Source organism: Gaetbulibacter aestuarii (genome assembly GCF_039537665.1).
Lineage (GTDB): Bacteria > Bacteroidota > Bacteroidia > Flavobacteriales > Flavobacteriaceae > Gaetbulibacter_A > Gaetbulibacter_A aestuarii.
The window spans coordinates 1,784,802-1,807,638 of sequence record NZ_BAABAY010000001.1 but is presented as its reverse complement, the minus strand read 5'-3'; the positions used below and the strand labels follow the sequence as shown (position 1 = coordinate 1,807,638).

Annotated in this window: 27 protein-coding genes and 2 tRNA genes; 15 read left to right on the top strand and 14 right to left on the bottom strand. The window is 37.2% G+C overall.

All coding sequences use genetic code 11. The annotated features are described in order from the left end of the window. Positions 1 to 20: 20 nt before the first annotated feature. The 3 genes from ABD682_RS08205 (at position 21) to mgrA (ending at position 3,266) form a co-directional block, all read left to right on the top strand. Positions 21 to 1,610 (top strand): M56 family metallopeptidase, encoded by a 1,590-nt coding sequence (locus ABD682_RS08205; protein WP_344740663.1) that lies wholly within the window; start codon positions 21 to 23, stop codon positions 1,608 to 1,610. A gap of 484 nt (positions 1,611 to 2,094) precedes the next feature. Next, entirely contained in the window at positions 2,095 to 2,247 is a 153-nt protein-coding gene (locus ABD682_RS08200; RefSeq protein WP_344740661.1) for an SsrA-binding protein, read from the top strand. Between the two features lie 29 nt (positions 2,248 to 2,276). Further along, a complete protein-coding gene (gene mgrA, locus ABD682_RS08195; protein ID WP_344740659.1) occupies positions 2,277 to 3,266 on the top strand; it encodes an L-glyceraldehyde 3-phosphate reductase in 990 nt (329 codons plus the stop codon). A gap of 20 nt (positions 3,267 to 3,286) precedes the next feature. Here the strand turns inward: mgrA and ABD682_RS08190 are convergent, their stop codons facing one another. Further along, complete coding sequence (locus tag ABD682_RS08190; RefSeq protein WP_344740658.1) at positions 3,287 to 3,475, bottom strand: adenylosuccinate synthetase; 189 nt, start codon at positions 3,473 to 3,475, stop codon at positions 3,287 to 3,289. Positions 3,476 to 3,554: 79 nt separating this feature from the next. Between ABD682_RS08190 and ABD682_RS08185 the strand changes: the two genes are divergently transcribed. Continuing rightward, entirely contained in the window at positions 3,555 to 4,475 is a 921-nt protein-coding gene (locus tag ABD682_RS08185; RefSeq protein WP_344740657.1) for an alpha/beta hydrolase, read from the top strand. A 47-nt stretch (positions 4,476 to 4,522) separates the two neighbouring features. Here the strand turns inward: ABD682_RS08185 and ABD682_RS08180 are convergent. Continuing rightward, a tRNA-Arg gene (locus ABD682_RS08180) sits at positions 4,523 to 4,596 on the bottom strand. An 84-nt stretch (positions 4,597 to 4,680) separates the two neighbouring features. On the opposite strand from ABD682_RS08180, the gene ABD682_RS08175 reads away from it, so the two are divergent. The 6 genes from ABD682_RS08175 to ABD682_RS08150 all read left to right on the top strand — a co-directional run bounded on the left by ABD682_RS08175 (position 4,681) and on the right by ABD682_RS08150 (position 8,853). Continuing rightward, positions 4,681 to 5,316 carry a Crp/Fnr family transcriptional regulator gene (locus ABD682_RS08175; protein ID WP_344740656.1) on the top strand — a complete coding sequence of 212 codons (636 nt, stop codon included), beginning with the start codon at positions 4,681 to 4,683 and terminating at the stop codon, positions 5,314 to 5,316. A gap of 52 nt (positions 5,317 to 5,368) precedes the next feature. Then, complete coding sequence (locus ABD682_RS08170) at positions 5,369 to 5,926, top strand: YeeE/YedE family protein (RefSeq protein ID WP_344740654.1); 558 nt, start codon at positions 5,369 to 5,371, stop codon at positions 5,924 to 5,926. Positions 5,927 to 5,930: 4 nt separating this feature from the next. Next, complete coding sequence (locus ABD682_RS08165) at positions 5,931 to 6,344, top strand: DUF6691 family protein (RefSeq protein ID WP_344740653.1); 414 nt, start codon at positions 5,931 to 5,933, stop codon at positions 6,342 to 6,344. 1 nt (position 6,345) lies between these two features. After that, positions 6,346 to 7,137 (top strand): sulfite exporter TauE/SafE family protein, encoded by a 792-nt coding sequence (locus ABD682_RS08160; protein ID WP_344740652.1) that lies wholly within the window; start codon positions 6,346 to 6,348, stop codon positions 7,135 to 7,137. A gap of 70 nt (positions 7,138 to 7,207) precedes the next feature. After that, positions 7,208 to 8,620, top strand: coding sequence for an MBL fold metallo-hydrolase (locus ABD682_RS08155; protein WP_344740651.1), 1,413 nt, complete (start codon positions 7,208 to 7,210; stop codon positions 8,618 to 8,620). A gap of 23 nt (positions 8,621 to 8,643) precedes the next feature. Beyond that, the gene (locus ABD682_RS08150; RefSeq protein WP_344740650.1) at positions 8,644 to 8,853 is read left to right on the top strand and encodes a YgaP family membrane protein; all 210 of its coding nucleotides are present in this window, start codon (positions 8,644 to 8,646) and stop codon (positions 8,851 to 8,853) included. A gap of 57 nt (positions 8,854 to 8,910) precedes the next feature. Here the strand turns inward: ABD682_RS08150 and ABD682_RS08145 are convergent, their stop codons facing one another. From ABD682_RS08145 to ABD682_RS08115, 7 genes are all read right to left on the bottom strand, one after another. Continuing rightward, positions 8,911 to 9,186, bottom strand: a complete 276-nt coding sequence (locus ABD682_RS08145) for an ATP-dependent Clp protease adaptor ClpS (RefSeq protein ID WP_344740648.1) — start codon at positions 9,184 to 9,186, stop codon at positions 8,911 to 8,913. 35 nt (positions 9,187 to 9,221) lie between these two features. Then, the gene (gene prmA / locus ABD682_RS08140) at positions 9,222 to 10,058 is read right to left on the bottom strand and encodes a 50S ribosomal protein L11 methyltransferase (RefSeq protein WP_344740647.1); all 837 of its coding nucleotides are present in this window, start codon (positions 10,056 to 10,058) and stop codon (positions 9,222 to 9,224) included. 120 nt (positions 10,059 to 10,178) lie between these two features. Next, positions 10,179 to 10,928 carry a triose-phosphate isomerase gene (tpiA, locus tag ABD682_RS08135; RefSeq protein WP_344740645.1) on the bottom strand — a complete coding sequence of 250 codons (750 nt, stop codon included), beginning with the start codon at positions 10,926 to 10,928 and terminating at the stop codon, positions 10,179 to 10,181. 32 nt (positions 10,929 to 10,960) lie between these two features. Then, positions 10,961 to 11,449 (bottom strand): TlpA family protein disulfide reductase, encoded by a 489-nt coding sequence (locus ABD682_RS08130; RefSeq protein ID WP_344740643.1) that lies wholly within the window; start codon positions 11,447 to 11,449, stop codon positions 10,961 to 10,963. Between the two features lie 13 nt (positions 11,450 to 11,462). Then, positions 11,463 to 12,539: an ABC transporter permease gene (locus tag ABD682_RS08125; RefSeq protein ID WP_344740816.1), complete on the bottom strand. Its 1,077-nt coding sequence runs from the start codon at positions 12,537 to 12,539 to the stop codon at positions 11,463 to 11,465. A gap of 25 nt (positions 12,540 to 12,564) precedes the next feature. Beyond that, the gene (locus ABD682_RS08120; protein WP_344740642.1) at positions 12,565 to 13,659 is read right to left on the bottom strand and encodes a BT_3928 family protein; all 1,095 of its coding nucleotides are present in this window, start codon (positions 13,657 to 13,659) and stop codon (positions 12,565 to 12,567) included. Positions 13,660 to 13,689: 30 nt separating this feature from the next. Further along, positions 13,690 to 14,229, bottom strand: a complete 540-nt coding sequence (locus ABD682_RS08115; RefSeq protein WP_344740641.1) for a DUF1599 domain-containing protein — start codon at positions 14,227 to 14,229, stop codon at positions 13,690 to 13,692. Positions 14,230 to 14,333: 104 nt separating this feature from the next. On the opposite strand from ABD682_RS08115, the gene folP reads away from it, so the two are divergent. From folP to ABD682_RS08100, 3 genes are read left to right on the top strand one after another with little or no spacing between them, the layout of a single operon-like run. Beyond that, a complete protein-coding gene (folP, locus tag ABD682_RS08110; protein WP_344740640.1) occupies positions 14,334 to 15,158 on the top strand; it encodes a dihydropteroate synthase in 825 nt (274 codons plus the stop codon). 1 nt (position 15,159) lies between these two features. Then, on the top strand, positions 15,160 to 15,837 hold the full coding sequence (locus ABD682_RS08105) for a hypothetical protein (RefSeq protein ID WP_344740639.1): 678 nt from the start codon (positions 15,160 to 15,162) through the stop codon (positions 15,835 to 15,837). Positions 15,838 to 15,873: 36 nt separating this feature from the next. Further along, complete coding sequence (locus ABD682_RS08100) at positions 15,874 to 16,659, top strand: diadenylate cyclase (RefSeq protein WP_344740638.1); 786 nt, start codon at positions 15,874 to 15,876, stop codon at positions 16,657 to 16,659. Here the strand turns inward: ABD682_RS08100 and ABD682_RS08095 are convergent. Then, positions 16,656 to 18,422, bottom strand: coding sequence for an ABC transporter ATP-binding protein (locus tag ABD682_RS08095; protein WP_344740637.1), 1,767 nt, complete (start codon positions 18,420 to 18,422; stop codon positions 16,656 to 16,658). The two genes, ABD682_RS08100 and ABD682_RS08095, sit on opposite strands and share 4 nt — an antisense overlap. Further along, positions 18,423 to 19,166, bottom strand: coding sequence for a tRNA pseudouridine(38-40) synthase TruA (truA, locus tag ABD682_RS08090; protein ID WP_344740635.1), 744 nt, complete (start codon positions 19,164 to 19,166; stop codon positions 18,423 to 18,425). 100 nt (positions 19,167 to 19,266) lie between these two features. Between truA and ABD682_RS08085 the strand changes: the two genes are divergently transcribed. Then, positions 19,267 to 19,761, top strand: a complete 495-nt coding sequence (locus ABD682_RS08085) for a metallophosphoesterase family protein (RefSeq protein ID WP_344740634.1) — start codon at positions 19,267 to 19,269, stop codon at positions 19,759 to 19,761. Between the two features lie 180 nt (positions 19,762 to 19,941). On the opposite strand, the gene ABD682_RS08080 is transcribed toward ABD682_RS08085, so the two are convergent. Continuing rightward, a complete protein-coding gene (locus tag ABD682_RS08080) occupies positions 19,942 to 20,352 on the bottom strand; it encodes a DUF4293 domain-containing protein (protein WP_344740632.1) in 411 nt (136 codons plus the stop codon). A gap of 196 nt (positions 20,353 to 20,548) precedes the next feature. Between ABD682_RS08080 and rho the strand changes: the two genes are divergently transcribed. Beyond that, on the top strand, positions 20,549 to 22,171 hold the full coding sequence (gene rho / locus ABD682_RS08075) for a transcription termination factor Rho (RefSeq protein ID WP_344740631.1): 1,623 nt from the start codon (positions 20,549 to 20,551) through the stop codon (positions 22,169 to 22,171). 161 nt (positions 22,172 to 22,332) lie between these two features. On the opposite strand, the gene rpsT is transcribed toward rho, so the two are convergent. Continuing rightward, positions 22,333 to 22,584, bottom strand: a complete 252-nt coding sequence (rpsT, locus tag ABD682_RS08070; RefSeq protein WP_344740630.1) for a 30S ribosomal protein S20 — start codon at positions 22,582 to 22,584, stop codon at positions 22,333 to 22,335. Between the two features lie 23 nt (positions 22,585 to 22,607). After that, a tRNA-Glu gene (locus ABD682_RS08065) sits at positions 22,608 to 22,679 on the bottom strand. Positions 22,680 to 22,837 lie beyond the last annotated feature (158 nt).

Here is a 22,837-nt window from a genome sequence, read left to right as displayed (position 1 = left end):
AAAATCGCTGGTTTTTATTAATGGGAATTATCACGGCCTTTGTGATTCCTTTTATTGTGATCCCAAATTATGTGACGCTTCCGGCTGTGGAATTAAGCACCGTGGCAGATCAAAATGTGGCGGTACCTTTAACGACTGAACCTAAGTCCCACTCTATTTTAGATACAATTTTTCTTATTTATGGTATTGGTACACTCATCTTCTTTATGCGCTTTTCAGTTCAGCTTTCCTCTCTAGGACATCTCATTTTTACCCATAAAAAAAGAAATCTGGGCCAATATAAAATTGTTGAAACGACTAAAAATATTGCTCCATTCTCTTTTTTCAACTGGATCGTTTATAACCCCCAGCAATTCAATGAACCGGAACTAGAGCAGATCATTATGCATGAAAAAGTGCACGCGTTTCAAAATCATTCTGTAGACATCCTAATTGGACAAATAAGCTGCATTGTTCTTTGGTTTAATCCATTTATATGGTTTTATAATAAAGCCCTTAAACAGAACCTGGAATTTATAGCAGACCAAACAGCAATTCAGAAATCGCAGTGTAAAAAAAGTTATCAATACACATTACTTAAAACAAGTTTTCCAAAGTACCAATTTGCTTTAAGTAATCCTTTTTATAATTCATTAATCAAAAAACGAATCATTATGTTACAACAATCAAAATCAAAAAAGATCAACCAAATCAAGTATGCCTTGGTAATTCCGGTACTCGCATTATTTCTAATGAGTTTTAATACGAAAACTGTTTATTTAACCAGTGAAGCGCCGCAGAAACCACAAAGTAGTGACCAAAAATTGCCAGAAACAAAAGCAGTTCCACCACTTTTTAAAAAGTCGGAAGAAACACAGAAAATATCTGAACCTAAGAAATTACAGGAGCACGTAAATTATGTGATCACTAAAAACACTTCAGATGCTGAACTGGATGGCTTTGTTGCCAATGCAAAAGAGCATGGAGTTACTTTAAAAATTAAAGGTTTACAAAGAAACAATGAAGGTGAAATTGTTGCCATAAAAATCGACGCAAAATCTGAAGATTCGAATGCTAACTACAATTATAATTCGGATACACCCATTGCTGTTATTAAGATCTCATTTGACAAAAATGGTAAAGGCCTATCTATTGGAAATGCGGCTATGAAATATAAGGTTAGTAAGTTGAAATCTACTAAGGAAGGGGCTTACACCATAAGTTCCTCTAACAATGATGAACAAAAAATTGTAATTCGAAAAGTTAAAAATAACGAAGACGAGAAGAAGGCGATCTCTGTAGTTGGTTATAACAAGCAGAAGAACAAGAATAAAAACAAAAATGACAATGATACTGAAGCTGAAACCATCCTAATTGTAGAGGACGAAAGTCCGAAAAGCATCGTGGTTAGAGATGTAGATAAAGATGATACGGAAAAGGTATCAGTTACAACGGCGTCAGGCAAAGAGCCATTGTTTGTTTTAGATGGAAAAGTTGTCGACAATAGTGAGATTCAACTTTTAATGCCGGAGGATATCGAAAAGATCAATGTTTTAAAAGGCGATTCTGCAATTAAAAAATACGGTAAAAAAGCTGAGGACGGCGTTGTGGAAATCACGACCAAGAAATAAAATTAATCCTCAATTTTAAAGATTTTAAAGACACCCGTTTTGGGTGTCTTTTTTTTTGTCCAAAAGATGAAATATTTAAAATTAGCACTATTTCAACCTTTTTGTGTCTACGATTTAAAAAAGACACCAAAAAAGCTTCTATAATTATTACAATTTTTAAATATTATTTACAATTACTATTACACATATTAACTTATTTGTAGAGATTCTATATCGATTTTAAATATTTATCATTTTTTTACTTACATATCACGAGGTAATTTCATAAGTTTTTATTCCTTCTCTTGGAACATAGCCTTCCCCTATTCTATCTTGAAATTATTGTTGAAAAAACATTGAATTTCTATTAACCTTTAAACCTATAATTATGATTATTTTAGCACAACTCACTATTCTTTTAGTTCTTTCATTGGTATAAAAAAAGCTTTGATTAAATAGGGTCTCCGTTTAGATTTAGTATTTTTACAGGTAGAAACAATTATTAATGAAAAAGCAATTTTTTAAACTTCTCGCCAAACTCAATAAAGCTGTTTTACCAAGTTATTCGAAAAAGGATTTCGATTTATCGAAGGCTTCTAAGTTTCAGATGGCTATCATTGGCTGGCGTTGGTATGTTACTAAAAATGCTTTGGATTAAAATTTAACCCCTTTTAATTAAAAAAGCTTATGCCTTATACAGCTAACGAGAATAGATATGAGAACATGACCTATAACCGCTGTGGACAAAGTGGTATTCAATTACCACTGGTTTCACTCGGTTTATGGCATAACTTCGGTGGTATTGATGTATTCGAAAATGGTCGGAAAATGGTACTTCGTGCTTTTGACCTGGGAATAACACACTTCGATCTTGCAAACAACTATGGTCCGCCCCCAGGTTCGGCTGAAGAAACTTTTGGAAAAATCCTAAAAAAAGATTTGAAACCTTATCGTGATGAACTAATGATCACTTCTAAGGCCGGTTACGGCATGTGGCCTGGACCTTATGGCGATTTCGGATCGCGAAAATATTTAATTTCCAGTTGCGACCAAAGTTTAAAACGCATGGGACTGGATTACGTCGATATATTTTATCATCACCGCCCAGATCCCAATACACCAATAGAGGAATCCATGATGGCTCTGGATCAGATCGTGCGATCCGGTAAGGCTTTATATGCCGGCATTTCAAATTACCGCCCTGCGGAAGCTAAACGCGCCTTTGAAATTTTAAAAGATTTAGGGACGCCTTGTTTAGTGCATCAACCCAATTATAATATGTTTGACCGTTGGGTAGAAGATGGTTTACTCGATACGCTTGAAGCATATGGTGTTGGTTCCGTAGTATTCAGTCCACTATTTCAAGGGTTATTAACAGATAAATACTTAAAGGGTATCCCTGAAGATTCTCGTGCTTCCAAACCAAGTGGATTTTTACAAACGGATCAAATTAATGAGGAAAACATCAATAAGGTTAAAGCTTTGAATGATATAGCACAAAAACGCGGTCAGAAAATGGCTCAAATGGCCTTAGCGTGGGTGCTTCGTGACAAAAGAGTAACCTCTGTTATCATTGGTGCCAGTAAGGTGTCGCATATAGAGGATGCTGTAGCAATACAAGATAACCTAAGCTTTTCCCCTGAGGAATTAGAAGCCATTGAAAAGATCTTAAAGTAAATCTCAATAACGCTTATACCTTAGTTTTCATTATTCATTTCATTTTTTTTCTTTTTTCTCCATATGATATAAAAAATGACAATAAGAATGGGAAGAATAATATAAACAACGAGCTCAAAAGGGTTTGAGAAATCGATGGGACTATTGTCGTCCGGATTTCGAGTTCCCGGTGGTAATTGTAGAAATATTTGTAAAAGCAATTTTAACATACACTTGATTTAATATCATCTAAAAGATACGAAATTTAGGAGAACCTTTTAGGTTTGCCATGAATTAAACCCTGATACCATGATAAGAACCTTTTATTTTATCCTTTTACTTCTATGTTCTGCTCACTCTAGTTTTGGTCAAACTATCGTTAAACTTTGGCCTGAAGGTGTTCCGAATCAAAAAATATCGGATGAAGCAGAATACAGTGAGAATACCGGTATTCTTAAAATATTTAACGTACAGGACCCCACACTTGAAGTATTTTTGCCTTCCAAAACCTTGCGTATAGGTAAAGCTGTGATTATTTGTCCGGGAGGAGGATATCGTTACTTGTCCTATAATTTTGAAGGCACGGATTTTGCGAAACTTTTGAACTCAAAGGGCATTGCTGCTTTTGTTTTAAAATACCGCCTGCCCGATTCAAAATCCTTAATCACACCAAATATTGCACCTTTACAAGACGCCCAACGTGCGATGAGATATGTACGTTCACAGGCTGAAACCTATGGTATTTCACCCAATCAAATTGGCATTATGGGCTTTTCAGCAGGAGGTCATCTGGCAGCTACCCTTGGAACTCATTATAACGATACCGTTTATGAGCCAACCACTCCTATGGATTCCTTGAGTGCCCGCCCGGATTTTTTGGTACTGGCCTATCCGGTTATAACCATGAAAGAACCTTATGCTCATAAAGGTTCAAGAAGGAATTTATTAGTACAAGAAGCAACTTCAGATTTAATTGAGTTTTATTCAAACGAATTACAGGTTGATGAGAACACGCCTCCTACTTTTTTGGTACATGCCTCAGATGATAAAGGCGTTCCGGTGATGAATAGTATTTTGTTTTACGAAGCTCTCAAACAACATGACGTGCCAGCCGAAATCCATATTTATCCCAAAGGTGGCCATGGTTTTGGACTCGCCATTAAGAAAGGTCATTTAAGTACCTGGACGGATCGGCTATTCGAATGGATGGAAAGTTTAGAATTAGAGTAATAACATAAAAAAAAACGCTCAATAAAAGTTTGAGCGTTTTTTCTTCGTGACCACGCCAGGATTCAAACCTGGAACCTCTTGAGCCGTAATCAAGTGCGCTATTCAGTTGCGCCACGTGGCCTTTTTTGTGGCTGCAAATATACTATTTTTATTAAATCACAACCAAAATATTTAATCCAAATTTTTATTTGATTATTTTTGAAATATGCAATTAGAATTACTTAAGGAAAAATACGGCCATAATCTAGATGAAACGCTTCTCAAGGAAATTGCCGAAGCTGGCATTATTAAAACTTTTGAGAAAGACGATATTATTATTGATATCAATCAAACCCTTAAATACATTCCCCTCCTACTTTCCGGTCATGTTAAGGTGTTACGTGAGGATGATGAAGGTAACGAACTCCTCATTTACGTTTTGGAAGCCGGTGAAACCTGTACCATGACGCTTACCTGCTGCATGGGAACTAATAAAAGTAAGATTAGAGCAGTTGCCGAAAAAGATTCAACCTTGTTAATGATCCCAGTGGAGAAAATGTCGGATTGGTTTCACAACAATGAAAGCTGGCGTAATTTTATTTTAGAAAGTTATCAAATGCGATTCGACGAAATGCTTGAGACCATTGATAATATTGCTTTCATGAAAATGGATGAGCGCCTTTTAAAATATCTTAAAAATAAAGCCGGTCTTCACGATTCAAATACTATAAACGTTATTCATCAGGAAATTGCTGAAGATTTACATACCTCTCGTGTGGTGGTTTCCCGACTTTTAAAGCAACTCGAAAACAGTAAAAAAATAAAACTTAGCAGAAATAAAATAGAAATTCTAGATCTCTAAGTAACAATTATCACATAGAAGGATTATATAATCTATTAACTTTGAAAATCATATGGAATTACTTTTAAAGCCCTGGCCATGGTATGTTTCCGGACCACTAATTACCCTGGTAATGGCCTTATTACTGTATTTTGGCAAATCCTTTGGTATGTCGTCAAGCCTACGCACTTTTTGTGCTATTGGTGGCGGTGGCAGGTATACTAAATTTTTTAAATTCGATTGGAAAGCACAATCATGGAACCTTATGGTTGTTCTAGGAGCTATTATTGGTGGCTTTATTGCTACTCATTTTTTATCGGATGGTAGTGTTATCGATTTAAACGAAAAAACGGTTATGGAATTACACACACTCGGTTTTAAAGATGTTGGAGAATCACTCATGCCAAGTGAAATTTTTAGCTGGAACGCTGTTGGATCGCTCAAAGGTTTGCTCGTACTCATTTTTGGAGGATTACTTATTGGCTTCGGAACACGTTATGCCGGTGGGTGTACATCCGGTCATGCTATTTCAGGTTTGAGTAGTTTGCAAAGACCATCTTTAATAGCCGTTATCGGTTTTTTTATAGGTGGTTTGATTATGACTAATTTCATTTTACCTCTAATCTTTTAAAGCAATGAAACATTTAAAATTTTTATTGGTAGGTATATTTTTCGGAATTGTTTTGGTGAAATCTGAAGCGGTTTCCTGGTATCGCATTTACGAGATGTTCCGATTTGAATCATTTCATATGTATGGTATTATAGGAACAGCGGTGCTTACCGGCATTGTCTTTCTACAGATAGCTAAAAAAGGCCTTTTTAAGAATATTGATGGCACCGATATTTTAGTGCCCCTGAAAGATCGTGGGTTTGTACGGTATATTGTAGGCGGTAGTTTGTTTGGGTTGGGTTGGGCTCTTATTGGGGCATGCCCCGGACCTTTATATATTCTTTTAGGCACAGGTCTCTACTCCATCATCATAGTCATTGCAACCGCTATATTGGGCACCTTTATTTACGGAATATTGAAAGACAAATTACCTCATTAACATGGATACAACTCAAATACTAGGATATGTTGGCGCGCTGGTTGTTGGCCTGGTATTGGGACTTATCGGTGGCGGTGGATCCATTCTTACCGTACCCCTACTTGTCTATTTATTGGGTTATAATCCGGTAGTCGCTACCGCATATTCCCTTTTTGTAGTGGGTTCTACTTCTGTTGTAGGTACTTTTCAGAAATACAAAAAAGGTATGGTTGATCTTAAAACGGGGCTTACCTTTTCCTTTCCTTCCTTTATCTCTGTTTACCTCACCAGACGTTATCTGGTTTCAGATATTCCTCATCATATTTTTAACATCGGAAGTTTTGAGGTTACCAAAAACATGCTGATCATGGTTCTATTTGGAATTATTATGCTTTTGGCCTCTTTTTCAATGATCAGAAAAAGAGTTAACCCAGAAACAGGTTCAGAAAAACAAGCTTATTATAAGACTTTTATTCAAGGTGTGGTTATCGGTGCTATAACCGGAATTATTGGTGCCGGTGGCGGATTTTTATATGTTCCGGCTTTAGTACTTTGGGCTAAATTACCTATGAAGAAAGCTGTGGGAACCTCGCTTATTATCGTTGCTATTAATTCGCTTATAGGCTTTATTGGCGATGTACAGAATCTGGCTATCAACTGGCATTTCCTACTAATTTTTACCGCTATTTCCATTATTGGAATCATTATCGGTGTGTCGCTTTCGAAATTTATTAGTAGCGAAAAACTGAAAAAGAGTTTCGGGTACTTTATACTTTTGATGGCAGTCTACATTATTTACAAAGAAATTAGCTAACTTTAGATGTGACAAAAGTCACAAACTAAACCATTGAGATTTCGTAATTTTGCAGCATAAATTTGAAGTTATGAAGATTGAACAATTATATACAGGATGTTTAGCTCAGGGAGCTTACTACATCGAATCTGATGGCGAAATTGCGATCATTGATCCCTTGAGAGAAACGCAGCAATATATCGATAAGGCCAAAAAAGAACACGGTACTATTAAATACATTTTTGAAACGCATTTTCATGCCGATTTTGTTTCAGGGCATGTAGATCTGAGCAAAAAAACAGGTGCCACCATCGTTTATGGTCCCGGAGCTAAAACAGAATATGACATTCATGAAGCTAAAGATGGTGAGGTTTTCAAGTTAGGTAACATAACAATCACGGTATTACACACCCCGGGTCATACTTTAGAATCCTCAACATATTTGGTTAAGGACGAAACAGGTAAACCTTATGCTATTTTTTCCGGGGACACCTTATTTTTAGGTGATGTTGGACGTCCTGATCTTGCCATAAAAAACAATCTTACCAAAGAAGATCTGGCCATTATGCTTTACGATTCTTTACGTGAAAAGATCATGACCTTACCGGACGATGTTATCGTTTATCCCGCTCATGGTGCAGGTTCGGCTTGCGGAAAAAATATGAGTAAAGAAACCGTAGGTGTTTTAGGTGAACAGAAAAAGACCAATTACGCCCTTCGTGAAGATATGAGCAAGGAAGAGTTTGTAAAAGAAGTATTGGAAGGGATGCCCCCTCCACCACAATATTTTGCAAAAAATGCCATGATGAATAAAACCGGGTATACTGATTTTGATACGGTTTTAAAACAAGGCGATAATCCGCTTGATCCGGAAGCGTTCGAAGCCATTGCAAATCAAGAAGGAGCTTTGGTTTTAGACGTGCGTACCGAAGATGATTTTGTAAAAGCCCATATTCCAAATTCTATTTTTATTGGTTTGAACGGGAGTTTTGCGCCGTGGGTTGGTGCTTTGATCGCTGATCTTAAACAACCTATACTATTGATCACTCCTGAAGGCAAGGAAAAAGAGGCTGTAACGCGGTTATCACGTGTGGGTTATGACAATACCTTAGGGTATTTAAAAGGTGGAATGGAAGCCTGGAAAGCAGCCGGAAAAGATATTGAACGTGTTGACTCCATTGATGCTTTAACCTTTAAAAAACGCTTCGAAGAAGATCATTTACATGTATTGGACGTGCGTAAAGAAGGCGAATTTGCATCAGAGCATTTGAAAGGTGATAACGTGCAACTGTTCTCTTTGGATTACATCAATGATCAAATGAATGACATTGAGCAAGATGAAACCTATTATGTTCATTGTGCCGGAGGCTACCGCTCGGTAATCGCTGCTTCGATTCTAAAAGCGAGAGGTTTTAATAATTTGATCAATATTGAAGGTGGATTTGGTGCCATGAAGAACAGTGGTTTACCCGTTACAGATTACGTTTGTCCAACAACTTTATAAGAATTAATTTAAAATCTTTAATTATGAAAAAAAACATGGGAGCAACTGATAAGGGCATACGTGTACTTATCGCTATTGTAATAGCCGTTTTGTATTATTTCAATGTAATCGAAGGAACGCTTGCGTACATTTTAATGGCTTTGGCATTGATATTCCTGATTACAAGTTTTATTAGCTTTTGCCCGCTTTACAAACCATTTGGAATAAACACGAATAAAACTGAGAAGAAGTAAATCTGAGCTGCTTTTTAAAACAACTTTTTTTGATTACTATCAAGCACGATTTAATGGTTAAATAATTTCGGCGCTTAAACCGGCTTCCAATAATTTGGAGCAACGAGGTTTCAAATCGTCGTATTCACCTGTTTTTACAGTACATTTTCCTTTATAATGAACGATCAAAGAACATTGTTCAGCTTGCATGGAAGTATGATCACAAGCATACATCAATGTTTCGATCACATGATCAAAGGTGTTAACATCGTCGTTATAAAGTACAATTTCATTTTGGGTGGAGACCGTTTCTTCCACCAATAATTCTTCTGATGTTTTTTCTCTGGTACTCATAAGATTTTGGTTTAAAATCATCAGTTCGTGATGCACTAATTTAAAAATTTTAGTGCAACCCATTGGTTTCTTTCTAATTTTTCTTGAAATTTTAACAAATGTGTTTCACATTCGGTCTGAATTTTAGGAATATCATCATTATAAAAGCCACTTAATATCAATATTCCATTTTTAGTCAGGCATTTAACATAGGCTTTTATATCCTGAAGTAGAATATTCCGATTGATATTGGCTAAAATTATATCATAACACTTGCCCTTTAAAAGTGAAGCGTCACCTTCGAAAACAGAAATATTCTTACAATTGTTTCTTTCAATGTTTTCAAGACTGTTTTCATAACACCAGCGATCAATATCTATAGCATCTACTGCTTTGGCTCCTTTTAGTTCTGCGAGAATCGCTAAAACGGCAGTTCCGCAGCCCATATCCAGAACCGTTTTATCTTGAAAATCGTTTTTTAGAATATGCTGTATCATCATGTGTGTGGTTTCATGATGACCGGTTCCAAAGCTCATTTTGGGTTCAATGACAATATCGAATTGGGTATCGAATTTTTCATGGAACGGGGCTCGAACAGCACAGAGATCATCCACTACAATGGGATTGAAATTTTTTTCCCAGGTTTCATTCCAGTTGGTTTGTTCGATGTCTTCTAAGGTGTAACTGATATCAAAAGTACGTTCATTAAGGATTTGAATATCGCCAAGAATATCCTCCTGCCAATCGGATGTTTGAATGTATGCTGAAAGTCCGTCGTCTTCCTCTACAAAACTTTCAAAACCAACCTCAGCCAGTTCGGCAATAAGTATGTCTACCGCGGGCTGCAGCGGACTGAACTTGAAATGATATCCGATATAATTTTGAGCACTCATGTTTTTTGAATTACTGAAGTCGCGTTAGGGATTGAAGCGATATCCTTTTTGGAAAAAAGATTTAGCGGAAAGCCCGACGGCCGCGCCCAAAAGCGTGGCCGTAACGCCCAAATTATACTTTTAAAAGGCATTCACTATTGCAAAAAAGTCTTCTGCATTTAAAGATGCTCCGCCAATAAGGCCACCATCTACGTCCGGTTTCGAGAAAATTTCCTCGGCATTGGCAGGTTTTACACTACCGCCGTATAGGATAGAAACGCGTTCGGCAATGTCGTACCCGTATTGATCTGCCAATGTTTTGCGAATAAAGGCATGCATATCCTGAGCCTGTTCTGGGCTTGCCGTTTCACCGGTTCCAATGGCCCAAACGGGTTCGTAAGCCAGGACGATATTTTTAAAATCCCAGGCCTGAAGCTGGAACAGGGCATTTTTGATTTGGTTGCCCACGACGGTTTCTTCGTTTCCTGCTTTCCTATCCGCTAATTCTTCACCGAAACAGAAAATCACACGCATTTTATGGTCTAACGCGGTTTTCACTTTTTTGGCCAAAAGCTCATCGGTTTCATTAAAATATTCACGACGCTCACTATGCCCCAAAATAACCGTATTAACGCCTACACTTTTTAACATAGATGCACTAATTTCTCCGGTGTAAGCACCGTTTTCAGCAAAATGCATGTTCTGTGCAACCACTTCTATATCAGTATTACGGAGTGTTTCAAAAGCGCGATACAAATTGGTAAATGTTGGAGCCACCATAACCTCGGCATTAGAGGTTTTGGTTTGTGCCATTAGATCGGTTAATAGTGCCTCAGTTTGAGACAGATCGTTATTCATTTTCCAGTTTCCGGCTACGATATTTTTTCTCATGATTGGTTACCCGTTTCAGGGATTTTTTTGAATTATAAATTTTGTGTTATACGATTATCTGTGGCTTTTTCGGCGTTATACAAGCTTATTGTACCTGACTTATCCACAACGATATAGCGTGGAATCCAGTCCAGATCGAGAAACGCTCCAAAAGGTCCTTTCCAACCCGATTGCATGAAATAATGCTCGCCGTTTACCTGATATTTTTTTATCCCTTTTTTCCATGCCTCCTGATTGCGATCCAGCGATAGAAAAACATAAGTTACATCGGGATATTGACTCTGAATTTCTTTAACTGTTGGCATGCCTTTGAGGCAGTCGCCACACCAGGACGCCCAAACCTCAATAAACAGGGTTTCTCCTTGATGTTTTTTTAAAATGTCTTTGAACGGTACAGAGCTACCATCGAGACTTATAAAAGTATCATTTAAAGCGGCCTCTGAAAATTGTGTAGGATCAGGAGCGCTTTTACAGCTCAAGAACCCCATTAAAGATACTAGTAGAAAGGTGTATGTTTTCATGTCAATAAATTAATTATTCAAGTTTTACTTTAGGATCGAGCCACATATAAACAATATCTACAAAAATATTGATAATTATAAACATGAGCGCAATAATTAATACGGAACCCATGATGACCGGTAAATCCAGAGTGTTTAACGCATAAACGATTTCTTTTCCCAAACCGTTCCAACCGAAAATATATTCAACAAAAACGGCTCCCGCGAGCATGGATGCAAACCAACCTGATACGGCTGTTACCACTGGATTTAAAGCATTCTTTACGGCATGTCTTTTAATAATCTGATACATCGCCAGACCTTTCGCCCGTGCCGTTCGGATGTAATCCTGATTAAATACTTCGAGTAATGAGTTTCGCATGAGTTGAATGACGACGGCCAATGGACGAATGCCCAAAACTATAGCAGGAAGAATCAAATTTTTCCATTTGATGTGCATGCTTTCACCAAAATCGTCGAGCTCATATAAGCTTCCTGTCATTTCAAGATGCGTATATTTATGAAGAATAAAACCGAAGAACCAGGCGAATAAGATCGCACTAAAAAATGATGGCACGCTCATACCCAAAGTACTAAGCACTTGAATGGCCTTGTCCAGCCAACGATCCTTGTAAAGCGCTGAGACAATACCTAAAAAAATACCAAGTAAAATAGCTATGATGATTGCCGAAACCGCCAACACAAACGTATTCGGTAGGGTTTCTTTTAGAATGGAACTCACTTTTTTACCGGATTTCGCAAAGGATGTTCTTAAATAAGGTGATTTTAAAACAACAGTCGTATTTCCTAAACTGAATAATTTGGTAGCATCGTATTTATCAGAATCTAAAAATGTGTAATCATTTTGGTTTTTTGAATGAAATGATAGCGGCGAAAGATCATTCAAATAATAAAAATATTGTGTGGTTACCGGTTTGTCAAAACCAAATTTTTTCTTGATCAGTGCGAGTTGTGCACTGTCTTCATTTTGGCCCATCATCATTTGAGCGGGATCACCCGGAAGTACATTAAATAAAAAGAAAATAACAGTAACCACTCCAAACAAAGTAAGAAGTGCATACATCAATTTATTTAATAAGTAGCTAATCAGATTTCGGTGATTAAAAGAGGTTACATTATAATTTCAACTTGTCTACATCGTGCCAGTTAAATTTCTGCTTGATCACGCCTTTGCTTAATTCCAGAATACCCGGATTGGCACGAACTACTGTTTTCAGGGCTTTTTCGTCGCAGAGATACCATTTGAAATCCAGATCGTATTTTAAATTAAACTGTTTTTTCTTGGCTTCGCTGGAGGATGTTAAACCGATAATGGTATATCCTTTGGATCTTGCGCGATCTTGAAGGCCTTTTAAAATATATGCGCCATTCTTTTCAATATTTTCAAGACTATAGGAAACTACAACGATCAGGCTGTCCTGATTAAGAAAATAATCAGTAAGATCCTCATCGCCGTCTTCAATCGAAAAATCGTAAATAGGTGGCACATAACCTTCATCAATAACTTCGGTGTCCGCGCCTATTAATTCGCCATCAACATCAGGATAATCTCCGTAATTGGTGATCTCTTTTTCTTCGCCATCAACATCAAACTTCCAGGTATATTCAATAACCGGTTTTGCGGCATCTTCAGGAACCGACATATCTTTTTTGATATCCGTTCCTATTTTATAAGCTCTAAAATCAACTACCGGCAAGTGCACCAAAACATGATAGCCAAACCAGAAACAAAACACAAAACTTAGCAAGGCCAAAATAGTGGTTGGAAGCATATTAAAAACCGGTTTGATATGCTGCTTTCCTATAAAAAGAATCACAACAAGAATAAGTAATACCAGATCTTTTGAGAAACTCTGCCAGGGTGTTAATTTTAAAGCATCTCCAAAGCAACCACAATCCCGAACCTTATCGAAATAGGCCGAATAAAAGGTTAAAAAGGTGAAGAAAATAATCATTCCTAATAAACTCCAGGACGTGAATTTAGGTTTGTAACCAATCAATAAAAAGACGCCTAAGATCACTTCAAAGGTTACAACGAGTACCGATAACATCAAGGCATATGGAATTAGTGATGGCAGGTTTAAAACCTCGGGACTAAAATATTCCTGAAGTTTATAAGAAAACCCCAGCGGGTCATTGAGTTTTATCAATCCGGAGATAATAAAAAGTACGCCAACAAATATGCGACAGATCGCTACTAAATATTTCATAATGTATCTTATCAATTAAAAGAAATGGTTTTAAGTGGCATTAAGATGAATTAATGCGAAAACAGCGTAATTAACCATATCTTGATAATTCGCATCTATACCCTCACTTACCAGAGTTTTTCCTTTGTTATTTTCAATGGTTTTTACACGCAATAATTTTTGCAAGATCAAATCCGTAAGACTACTTACACGCATATCGCGCCAGGCCTCCCCGTAATCATGATTTTTATCCATCATCAGCTTTTTGGTGATGGCCACCTGTTCTTCATACAATTTTTTAGCCTCTTCCGTTGATAGATCCGGTTGCTCTGCGATACCTTTTTTAATCTGGATCAAGGCCATGATACAATAATTGATGATCCCTATAAACTCGCTCACTTCATCCTCATCAACCTTTCGGGTTGCATTTTCCTGTAAACCACGAATACGCTGGGCTTTTATAAAAATCTGATCCGTTAATGAGGGTAATCGCAATATTCTCCAGGCGCTGCCATAATCACTCATTTTTTTAACAAACAAATTTTTGCACATGTCTATTATGGCATCGTATTGTTTTGAAGTATCTTGCATGTATCAATTGAATTTTGCGTAAATTTCGCATAAATTATTAAAACCTTCAAAGTTTCCGGTTTAAAACTTTTAACTCATAAACCTGACTTAAGATATTTCTTCGAATGACTATAAATTGCAAAGGCAAACTTATTGATTTAAGTACTCCGAAAGTGATGGGGATTTTAAACCTCACTCCTGATTCATTTTTTGACGGCGGAAAATTTCAAGATCAAACAGCAAGTTTAAAGCAGGTCGAGCGAATGTTGAACGAAGGGGCGACCTTCATCGATGTTGGTGCATATAGCTCAAGACCAAAAGCTGAGCATGTTAGCGAAGCAGAGGAATTAAAACGCTTACTTCCAGTTTTAGAAGTTATTCTTGAAGAATTTTCGGAAGTACTCATTTCGGTTGATACCTTTAGATCTAAAGTAGCTAAGGCCGCTATTGAGGTTGGCGCGGCTCTTATAAATGATATTTCTGCAGGCCAAATGGATCCGCAAATGATGGCAATGGTTGGAAATCTTAAAGTTCCTTACATCATGATGCACATGCGCGGGACGCCTCAAACCATGCAAAATCTTACGCAATACGATGATCTAATAAAAGATATGCTATTCTACTTTTCAGAACGCCTGGCGGAAGCCAGATCGCATGGCATAACAAACCCGATTATCGATCCCGGATTTGGATTTGCAAAAACCAGAGAACAAAATTTTGAACTTTTGGATCATCTTGAGCTTTTTAAAATTATTGAACATCCGCTTTTGGTAGGCGTTTCCAGAAAATCTATGATCTACAAAACTTTAGATACCACGGCCGAGCATGCTTTAAATGGTACAAGTATTTTAAATACCGTGGCCTTGCAAAAAGGGGCTTCGATCTTGCGGGTTCACGATGTAAAGGAAGCTGTGGAATGCGTGAAATTAGTAACCGCGTTACATTCTTGATATGAAAAGTTTATTGACGTTTTTTATTTTTCTTTTTACTTTTTCCTGTGCTCCTAAAAAGGTCGTTGAACTTCCACAGGTTAATCAGGTAGATATTTCAAAAATTTCAGATATTTCTGCTGCCTATTTATTTTATGAACCCGGTCAGGGGGATGGTATTGAACTCAACCGAAAAAATCTGATAAGCACAACCAATTGGGTTGTTAATGTTGATAAACGCCTGACCTTAAATCAGGCTATTCCGAAAATTATATTCCTTCAGGATAAAAAACGCAACGCAACGCATAAAAATGCTGAAGCTAAAAACTATTATACCTGCGACGACCTCAGCCAAAATACACTTGGATTTATTGAATTTACTGAAGTTCATTATCATTTGAAAGACACCTCAGATTTCAAGAGTACTCAAGGCAAGACTGTTTCTTTGGTAAATTTTGAAACATCTGACCGATTTGAATTAAAATTATCCGGTAATGATTCTATCCGGTATTTAAAAAGACCTGTTTCTGAGTTGAAAACAACTTTGGACAGTTTGCATATGAAAGATCAAAATCTAAAATTTACCTTAAGATTTAAGGGTGATTTAGCCTTTCAGGATTATATCTCGGTCAAATCGAAACTCGCAAAATGGGCTGCCAAGGAGGGAACGGTTTCAAAGGATGAATTTATTTTTAATTAAACATACTTTTAGTAATTTTACCGAAACCCACTGCCATTGGAAATTTTTAAAGATGTATTAAACTTCTCTGTAGTCGACATTATCGATGTGATACTTGTTGCCCTGCTACTCTATTACATTTACAAACTTATCAAGGGAACGGTAGCCATTAATATTTTCATAGGTATTATTATTATTTACCTGGTTTGGAAACTCACCGATTTTCTGGATATGGAATTGCTTTCCAGCATTTTTGGTGGTTTCATGAAAGTGGGTATTATCGCATTGATCGTGGTATTCCAGCCCGAAATCAGAAAATTTCTATTGATGGTAGGATCCACCAATTTTAAAGGTCGCAGAAAATTTTTAAGACCCTTCAGTTTTTTAAAGACTGAAACCGTTGTTTCCACAGATGTTGAAGCAATTATTTCAGCATGTAATAAAATGGCGATGTCCAAAACCGGTGCATTGATCGTTTTCGAACGCAATAATAACCTGGATTTCTTATCCTCGTCCGGAGACGAAATGAATATAAAGGTTACGCAACCCATCATAGAAAGTATCTTCTTTAAGAACAGTCCGTTGCACGATGGTGCAATCATTATCGATAACAATATTGTTAAAGCTACTCGAGTGATCCTTCCTGTGAATAACGATAAAAACATTCCGCATCGCTTCGGGTTACGTCATCGCGCCGCTATTGGAGTAACTGAAAAAACTGATGCTTTAGCGCTTGTTGTAAGTGAAGAAACCGGACATATCTCCTACTTTAAGGATGGGGAATTTGTAGTTTTCGATGATACCACCGAACTCATAAGTTTGATCAAAGAAGACCTGGCTTAAGCAACTTCTTCCTTGAGGAATTGCACTTCGTATAAATTCTTGTAGAATCCATTTTTGTTTTTAAGCAACTCTTCGTGCGTTCCCTGTTCCACAATCTCGCCGGCATCCATCACGATGATCTTATCAGCTTTTTTAATGGTAGCCAAACGATGGGCGATCACAATAGAAGTACGACCTTTGGTGATCTTATCTGTTGCATTTTGAATGAGTTGTTCCGAATAAGTATCTACAGACGAGGTTGCTTCATCTAAAACTAAAATACTTGGATTTGTTACATAAGCGCGTAAAAAGGAGATCAATTGGCGTTGCCCTGAAGACAGCATTACACCACGTTCCTTAACGTTGTAGTGATAGCCATTAGGCAAGGTTTCAATAAAATCGTTTACACCAATGGCTTTAGCCGCTTCGCGCACTTCATCTTCTGTGATATGCGGATTTCCAAGCGTGATATTATTTAAAATGGTATCTGCAAACAAAAATACATCCTGCAACACTACAGCGATTTGAGTTCGTAAAGAATTCAGAGTAACTTCTTTAATATCAATATCATCAACCGAAATTACTCCGGATTTAATCTCATAAAAGCGATTCAGTAAATTGATAATGGTGGATTTTCCGGCTCCGGTAGCACCAACGATCGCGACGGTTTCGCCGGCTTTTACCTCAAAAGAGACCCCTTTAAGAACATCTTCATTCTCAACATAATTGAAATAAACATCTTTAAATTTTATGTTTCCTTTAAAACTTTTGGTGATGTAGGTTCCGCTATCATCAATCTGAGAATCCGTATCCAAAATTTTAAATACGCGATTTGCAGCAACCATTCCCATTTGGAGAGTATTGAACTTATCTGCAATCTGACGCAAGGGATTAAATAACATGGGTACGAACATGATAAAAGATACCAGAGTTCCCTGAGTTACAGTACCATCGAGCACCACATTCAACCCCCCGTACCAGGCCACTAACCCTATCGTTATAGACGAGGCCAGATCTGCAATTGGAAAGAATATAGAGTTATACCAAACGGTTTTTAACCAGGCTTTTTTATGTCGCTCATTTATGGCTTTAAACTTAGCGTATTCTTTATCCTCACGCGTAAATAACTGAAGGATCTTCATCCCGGTAATACGCTCCTGAACAAAGGAATTTAAATTTGAAACTTCATTACGTACATCCTCAAAGGCGCGCTTCATATATTTTTGAAACAACCGTGTAGCGTACATCAATACGGGCAACATAATGAATACGATCAGGGTAAGTTTAAAATTGATATAAACCATAATACCAAAAACAACAAGCATCGTAAGTAAATCCCTTATGATCATGAATAATCCCTGACTGAAGATATCGGCGATACGTTCCATATCGGTAACCGAACGTGTTATGAGAACACCCACAGAAGAGGTGTCGTAGTATTTCATTTTAAAACGAAGAATATGTTTGAATAGCTTCACTCGAATATCCATCACCATATTCTGACCTAACCATGCGGCATAGTAAATAAAGGTAAGCTGCGAAGCTGTTTGCAATGCCAAAACAACCAATAACAAAACCACATAGGTTAAAAAGTGCCTTGGATTTTTTACAGCCACACTATTGTCTATGGCATCTTTAGTAATATAAGGTGTGGAAGCCCCTAATATTGCCAAAAAGATAACTAAAACCGTTAAACCAATAAAAACATGGCGGTAAGGTTTCATGTACTGAAAAAGTCGTTTGAACAACTTTACATCAAAAGGTTTCTCGTTTTTCTTTGTCATTTATATTTTTATCGATTCCGGGTATTCAATCTGAATTAAATAAAGGCCTTGAGCCGGCACTGAGTAGCCTGCTTCACTGCGATCTTTTGATTTTATAATTTGATGAACATCCTCGGGTTTCATTTTATCTAAACCAACATTTACCAGCGTACCTACAATGGCTCGAACCATATTGCGCAAAAATCGGTCGGCCTTAATCACAAAATGCAATTCGTTACCAACTTGGGTCCACTCGGCTTTCATGATGTCACAAATATACGTCTTCACATCGGTATTCGTTTTAGAGAAACATTGAAAATCTTTATACTCAAATAAAATTTTCGCAGCAGTATTCATTTGTTTCAAATCCAATGGTTGCTTCACCAAATAGGTGTCTTTAAAATTAAAGACATCCTTTTCCAAAGCAATGCGATACAGATATGTTCGGCTTTGAGCATCAAACCTTGCATGGGCTTCTGGTTTTACTTTAAAAATAGTATGAATGGCGATATCCTTTGGTAAAAACGCATTCAATTTATAAACCAGGTCCTGAGTGTCCAAAGTTTGATCTACATCAAAATGTGCGAACATTTGTTTGGCATGAACGCCTGTATCTGTCCGGCCTGCTCCTACTATTGAAATTGTTGCTTTCAATAAGGTGGATAGGGCTTTTTCTAAAACCTCCTGAACTGAAATGGCATCGGGTTGTACCTGCCAACCGTGATATTCTGTGCCATTATATGAAAGTTCTAAGAAATACCTCAAACTGTTTTAATACTTTTGTTGAAAGGCAAAGATAGGTAGTTTTACACTGATTTTTAAAGCTGATACTATTAATTAAATATTAAAAACGCAGCGTTTTACAATGACAAAAATACTTTTACTTTCTGATACTCATGGTTATATAGATGACGCTATTTTGAAACACGTAGAAAAAGTTGATGAAGTTTGGCACGCCGGAGATATTGGTGATTTAAGAGTTACTGACCCCATTAAAAACCTTAAACCTTTACGCGCGGTTAATGGTAACATTGATGATGCACGAATACGCACCGAATTTCCGGAACACCAACGGTTTTTGTGTGAAGGTGTTTCGGTTTGGATGACTCATATTGGAGGTTATCCGCCAAAATACAGTTCCAGAATTCTTCCTGAATTGAATGAAAATCCACCGCGGCTTTTTATTTGTGGACACTCCCACATTTTAAAGGTGATGCCGGATAAAAAACGAAACCTTATCCATATGAATCCGGGAGCGGTTGGGAAGCATGGGTTTCATAAATCACGTACTATGTTGCGCTTTACCATTGATGGAAAAAAAATAGATCATCTGGAAGTTATTGAGTTTAATAAGCGTTAATAAGCCCGCGTAAGGGATAGTAGCGGAAAGCCCACAGCGAGGTACGAGCGCGGACTTGCAGCGGATAGCCCGACCCGGAGCTTGCGGAGGGTAACGCCCAAACAATTTTTATTTTGAACTAAAAAACCCGAGACTTTCGACCCGGGTTTTTAACGCACTAATACTACTAAGATGTTAGGTTTATCGCAATCGATCTACAGATTTTACAAGGTCTTCATCCTTTTTAATGGCTTTATTGGCCAGGGCCAAAAAGACGATAGAAATGACGGGAAGAAAAACCCCAACACCTTTCTCTGAAATATGACTTTCTCCAGGTGCCGTTAGTATCCGATATACAAAAAATCCTAGTAAAATAAAGTTTAATATGATGTTCAGGCGGCCCAACATAAATTGAGACTTCCTGTTTTTGTATCTGAATATTGATATCAAAGATAATAATGCTGAGGCTAAAAATAAACCTAAATACAAAAAATTATCTTGCGCATATACCAAAACGCCATTTTCTGCAGTCCACAAGGGAAATACAAATATGAGTCCTGCCGATATTCCTGCGGCGATTAAAAGATATATGGTTTGTATGCGTTGAATCATATTGATTTTAAAAATCTGAGGACAAAAATAACAGTTTCTTTTCTAAAATAAATGTAAAAAATTAAAATAAAGTTGTATTATTGCATAAGTTATTCTCATTGACTGCAGTGATTGTGGTCTTTTCTTCAGAATAATAAATCATTTTATTTTTCAGAGTAATTATATTCAAAAAAATTATTTTCCCAATTAGACTTCAATGCTTGAAATTTCACAGTTAAAAGAAAAGAAATTAGCAGATTTACAAGAAATTGCTAAACAGCTTAGTATTCCAAAATACAGAACTTTAAAAAAGTTAGACCTGGTTTACCAGATTTTAGACAAACAGGCGGCAAATCCTAAGGCCGTAACAAGTGTGGTTGAACCATCTAAAGATGACAAACCACAACAGAAACAGGAAAAACCAACCAGAAAACGCGTTGAGCGGTCTGATAAAAAAGGCCCTCAAAATCAGAATAAGAAATCTGATGACAATTCTAAACAGAATAATGCCCCGTCTAAGGATCATTCTAAACAGAACAATAATCCAAAATCAGATTCTAAGAACACGAATAAGAACGATCAAAACAGTACTGATAACAAACAGAAAAGTCATCAGAAAAAAGATCATAACCAAAATAAAAATCAGCATAAAGGCCAAAAAAGCTCTAATGTTGATAAAGGCAATAAAGACAACCGCAACCGTTACCGCGAGCCGGATTTCGAATTTGATGCCATTATAGAAAGTGAAGGTGTTCTGGATATTATGCAGGATGGCTATGGCTTTTTACGCTCATCAGACTACAATTATTTGTCGTCTCCCGATGATATTTATGTATCGCAATCACAAATCCGTTTATTCGGGTTGAAGAAAGGGGATACAGTTTTAGGTAACGTGCGCCCACCGAAAGAAGGTGAAAAATATTTTCCTCTGATTAAGGTTATAAGAATTAACGGTCAGAAACCTGAAGTGGTTAGAGACCGTGTATCCTTTGAACATTTAACGCCGTTATTTCCGAAAGAAAAATTCAATATTGCTGAGAAACAAAGCACCATTTCAACACGAATTATGGATTTGTTCTCCCCGATTGGAAAAGGGCAACGTGGTATGATCGTATCGCAGCCTAAAACAGGTAAAACGATGTTATTAAAGGATGTGGCCAATGCCATTGCAGCCAACCACCCGGAAGTTTATTTAATGATCCTATTGATAGATGAGCGTCCTGAGGAGGTAACGGATATGCAACGTAATGTGCGTGGTGAAGTTATTTCATCAACCTTCGACAAGGAAGCTCATGAGCACGTACGCATCGCCGATATCGTTCTTGAAAAAGCAAAACGCCTGGTGGAATGTGGTCACGATGTTGTGATCCTTCTAGACTCCATAACGCGTTTAGCGAGAGCTTATAACACCGTGCAACCGGCATCCGGGAAGATATTAAGTGGTGGTGTTGATGCCAACGCATTGCATAAACCAAAACGTTTCTTTGGTGCCGCGAGAAATATTGAGAATGGTGGTTCTTTAACCATTATTGCCACGGCATTAACAGAAACCGGTTCTAAAATGGACGAGGTTATCTTTGAGGAATTCAAAGGAACCGGTAACATGGAACTGCAATTAGATAGAAAAATTTCTAATCGTAGAATATTCCCTGCTATCGATCTTACGTCCTCAAGTACGCGTCGTGATGATCTGTTATTAGACGAGAACGTGATTCAACGCATGTGGGTAATGCGCAAATATTTAGCTGACATGAACCCTGTTGAAGCCATGGAATTCATTAATGAGCGGTTTAAACAAACTCGAAACAACGAGGAATTTTTAATATCCATGAATGGATAATACACCAGAGTAACTAGACTAACTCAAATGTTAAAAGCCTTAGCAATACGTGTATTGTTAGGGCTTTTTTAGTGGCATCAATGCATTAGTATACTCTAAAAATTGCGCATAAAAAAAGCTTCTCGATCGAGAAGCTTTAACTAAATTAATTTTTAAAATGATTATAGCGATGCGATGTGCTGCGCTAAACCAGATTTTAAATTCGCCGCTTTGTTAGCGTGAATGATGTTTTTCTTCGATAATTTATCGATCATTGAAACAACAGATGGAAACATTTTTTCAGCTTCTTTCTTATCGGTTACCTCACGTAGTTTCTTGATAGCATTACGCGTTGTTTTATGTTGGTATTTATTTACCACGCGTTTTGCTTCGTTACTTCTAATTCTTTTTAATGCTGACTTATGATTTGCCATGTTTTGTTTTTTATTAAAAATTGTAGCCCGTAGGGGAATCGAACCCCTCTTACCAGGATGAAAACCTGGCGTCCTAGCCGATAGACGAACGGGCCAGTTGTTATTGTGACACCGTTAATCAATACTGATTAACTTCAAACGGTTTCAATTAACTCGACAATGTCTCCATTGCGGATGCAAAAATACAACTATTTTTAAATGTTGCAAGACCAATATTATTTTTTTTCTAAAAATTTTTAGAGGCCTTTTTTAG

What these genes read in the sequence shown, in the direction of transcription:
- ABD682_RS08205 (WP_344740663.1), top strand. Translation starts at nt 21, where the DNA reads ATGGGAATTATCACGGCCTTTGTGATTCCTTTTATTGTGATCCCAAAT.
- ABD682_RS08200 (WP_344740661.1), top strand. Translation starts at nt 2,095, where the DNA reads ATGAAAAAGCAATTTTTTAAACTTCTCGCCAAACTCAATAAAGCTGTT.
- mgrA (WP_344740659.1), top strand. Translation starts at nt 2,277, where the DNA reads ATGCCTTATACAGCTAACGAGAATAGATATGAGAACATGACCTATAAC.
- ABD682_RS08190 (WP_344740658.1), bottom strand. Translation starts at nt 3,475, where the DNA reads ATGTTAAAATTGCTTTTACAAATATTTCTACAATTACCACCGGGAACT.
- ABD682_RS08185 (WP_344740657.1), top strand. Translation starts at nt 3,555, where the DNA reads ATGATAAGAACCTTTTATTTTATCCTTTTACTTCTATGTTCTGCTCAC.
- ABD682_RS08175 (WP_344740656.1), top strand. Translation starts at nt 4,681, where the DNA reads ATGCAATTAGAATTACTTAAGGAAAAATACGGCCATAATCTAGATGAA.
- ABD682_RS08170 (WP_344740654.1), top strand. Translation starts at nt 5,369, where the DNA reads ATGGAATTACTTTTAAAGCCCTGGCCATGGTATGTTTCCGGACCACTA.
- ABD682_RS08165 (WP_344740653.1), top strand. Translation starts at nt 5,931, where the DNA reads ATGAAACATTTAAAATTTTTATTGGTAGGTATATTTTTCGGAATTGTT.
- ABD682_RS08160 (WP_344740652.1), top strand. Translation starts at nt 6,346, where the DNA reads ATGGATACAACTCAAATACTAGGATATGTTGGCGCGCTGGTTGTTGGC.
- ABD682_RS08155 (WP_344740651.1), top strand. Translation starts at nt 7,208, where the DNA reads ATGAAGATTGAACAATTATATACAGGATGTTTAGCTCAGGGAGCTTAC.
- ABD682_RS08150 (WP_344740650.1), top strand. Translation starts at nt 8,644, where the DNA reads ATGAAAAAAAACATGGGAGCAACTGATAAGGGCATACGTGTACTTATC.
- ABD682_RS08145 (WP_344740648.1), bottom strand. Translation starts at nt 9,186, where the DNA reads ATGAGTACCAGAGAAAAAACATCAGAAGAATTATTGGTGGAAGAAACG.
- prmA (WP_344740647.1), bottom strand. Translation starts at nt 10,058, where the DNA reads ATGAGTGCTCAAAATTATATCGGATATCATTTCAAGTTCAGTCCGCTG.
- tpiA (WP_344740645.1), bottom strand. Translation starts at nt 10,928, where the DNA reads ATGAGAAAAAATATCGTAGCCGGAAACTGGAAAATGAATAACGATCTG.
- ABD682_RS08130 (WP_344740643.1), bottom strand. Translation starts at nt 11,449, where the DNA reads ATGAAAACATACACCTTTCTACTAGTATCTTTAATGGGGTTCTTGAGC.
- ABD682_RS08120 (WP_344740642.1), bottom strand. Translation starts at nt 13,659, where the DNA reads ATGAAATATTTAGTAGCGATCTGTCGCATATTTGTTGGCGTACTTTTT.
- ABD682_RS08115 (WP_344740641.1), bottom strand. Translation starts at nt 14,229, where the DNA reads ATGCAAGATACTTCAAAACAATACGATGCCATAATAGACATGTGCAAA.
- folP (WP_344740640.1), top strand. Translation starts at nt 14,334, where the DNA reads ATGACTATAAATTGCAAAGGCAAACTTATTGATTTAAGTACTCCGAAA.
- ABD682_RS08105 (WP_344740639.1), top strand. Translation starts at nt 15,160, where the DNA reads ATGAAAAGTTTATTGACGTTTTTTATTTTTCTTTTTACTTTTTCCTGT.
- ABD682_RS08095 (WP_344740637.1), bottom strand. Translation starts at nt 18,422, where the DNA reads ATGACAAAGAAAAACGAGAAACCTTTTGATGTAAAGTTGTTCAAACGA.
- ABD682_RS08085 (WP_344740634.1), top strand. Translation starts at nt 19,267, where the DNA reads ATGACAAAAATACTTTTACTTTCTGATACTCATGGTTATATAGATGAC.
- ABD682_RS08080 (WP_344740632.1), bottom strand. Translation starts at nt 20,352, where the DNA reads ATGATTCAACGCATACAAACCATATATCTTTTAATCGCCGCAGGAATA.
- rho (WP_344740631.1), top strand. Translation starts at nt 20,549, where the DNA reads ATGCTTGAAATTTCACAGTTAAAAGAAAAGAAATTAGCAGATTTACAA.
- rpsT (WP_344740630.1), bottom strand. Translation starts at nt 22,584, where the DNA reads ATGGCAAATCATAAGTCAGCATTAAAAAGAATTAGAAGTAACGAAGCA.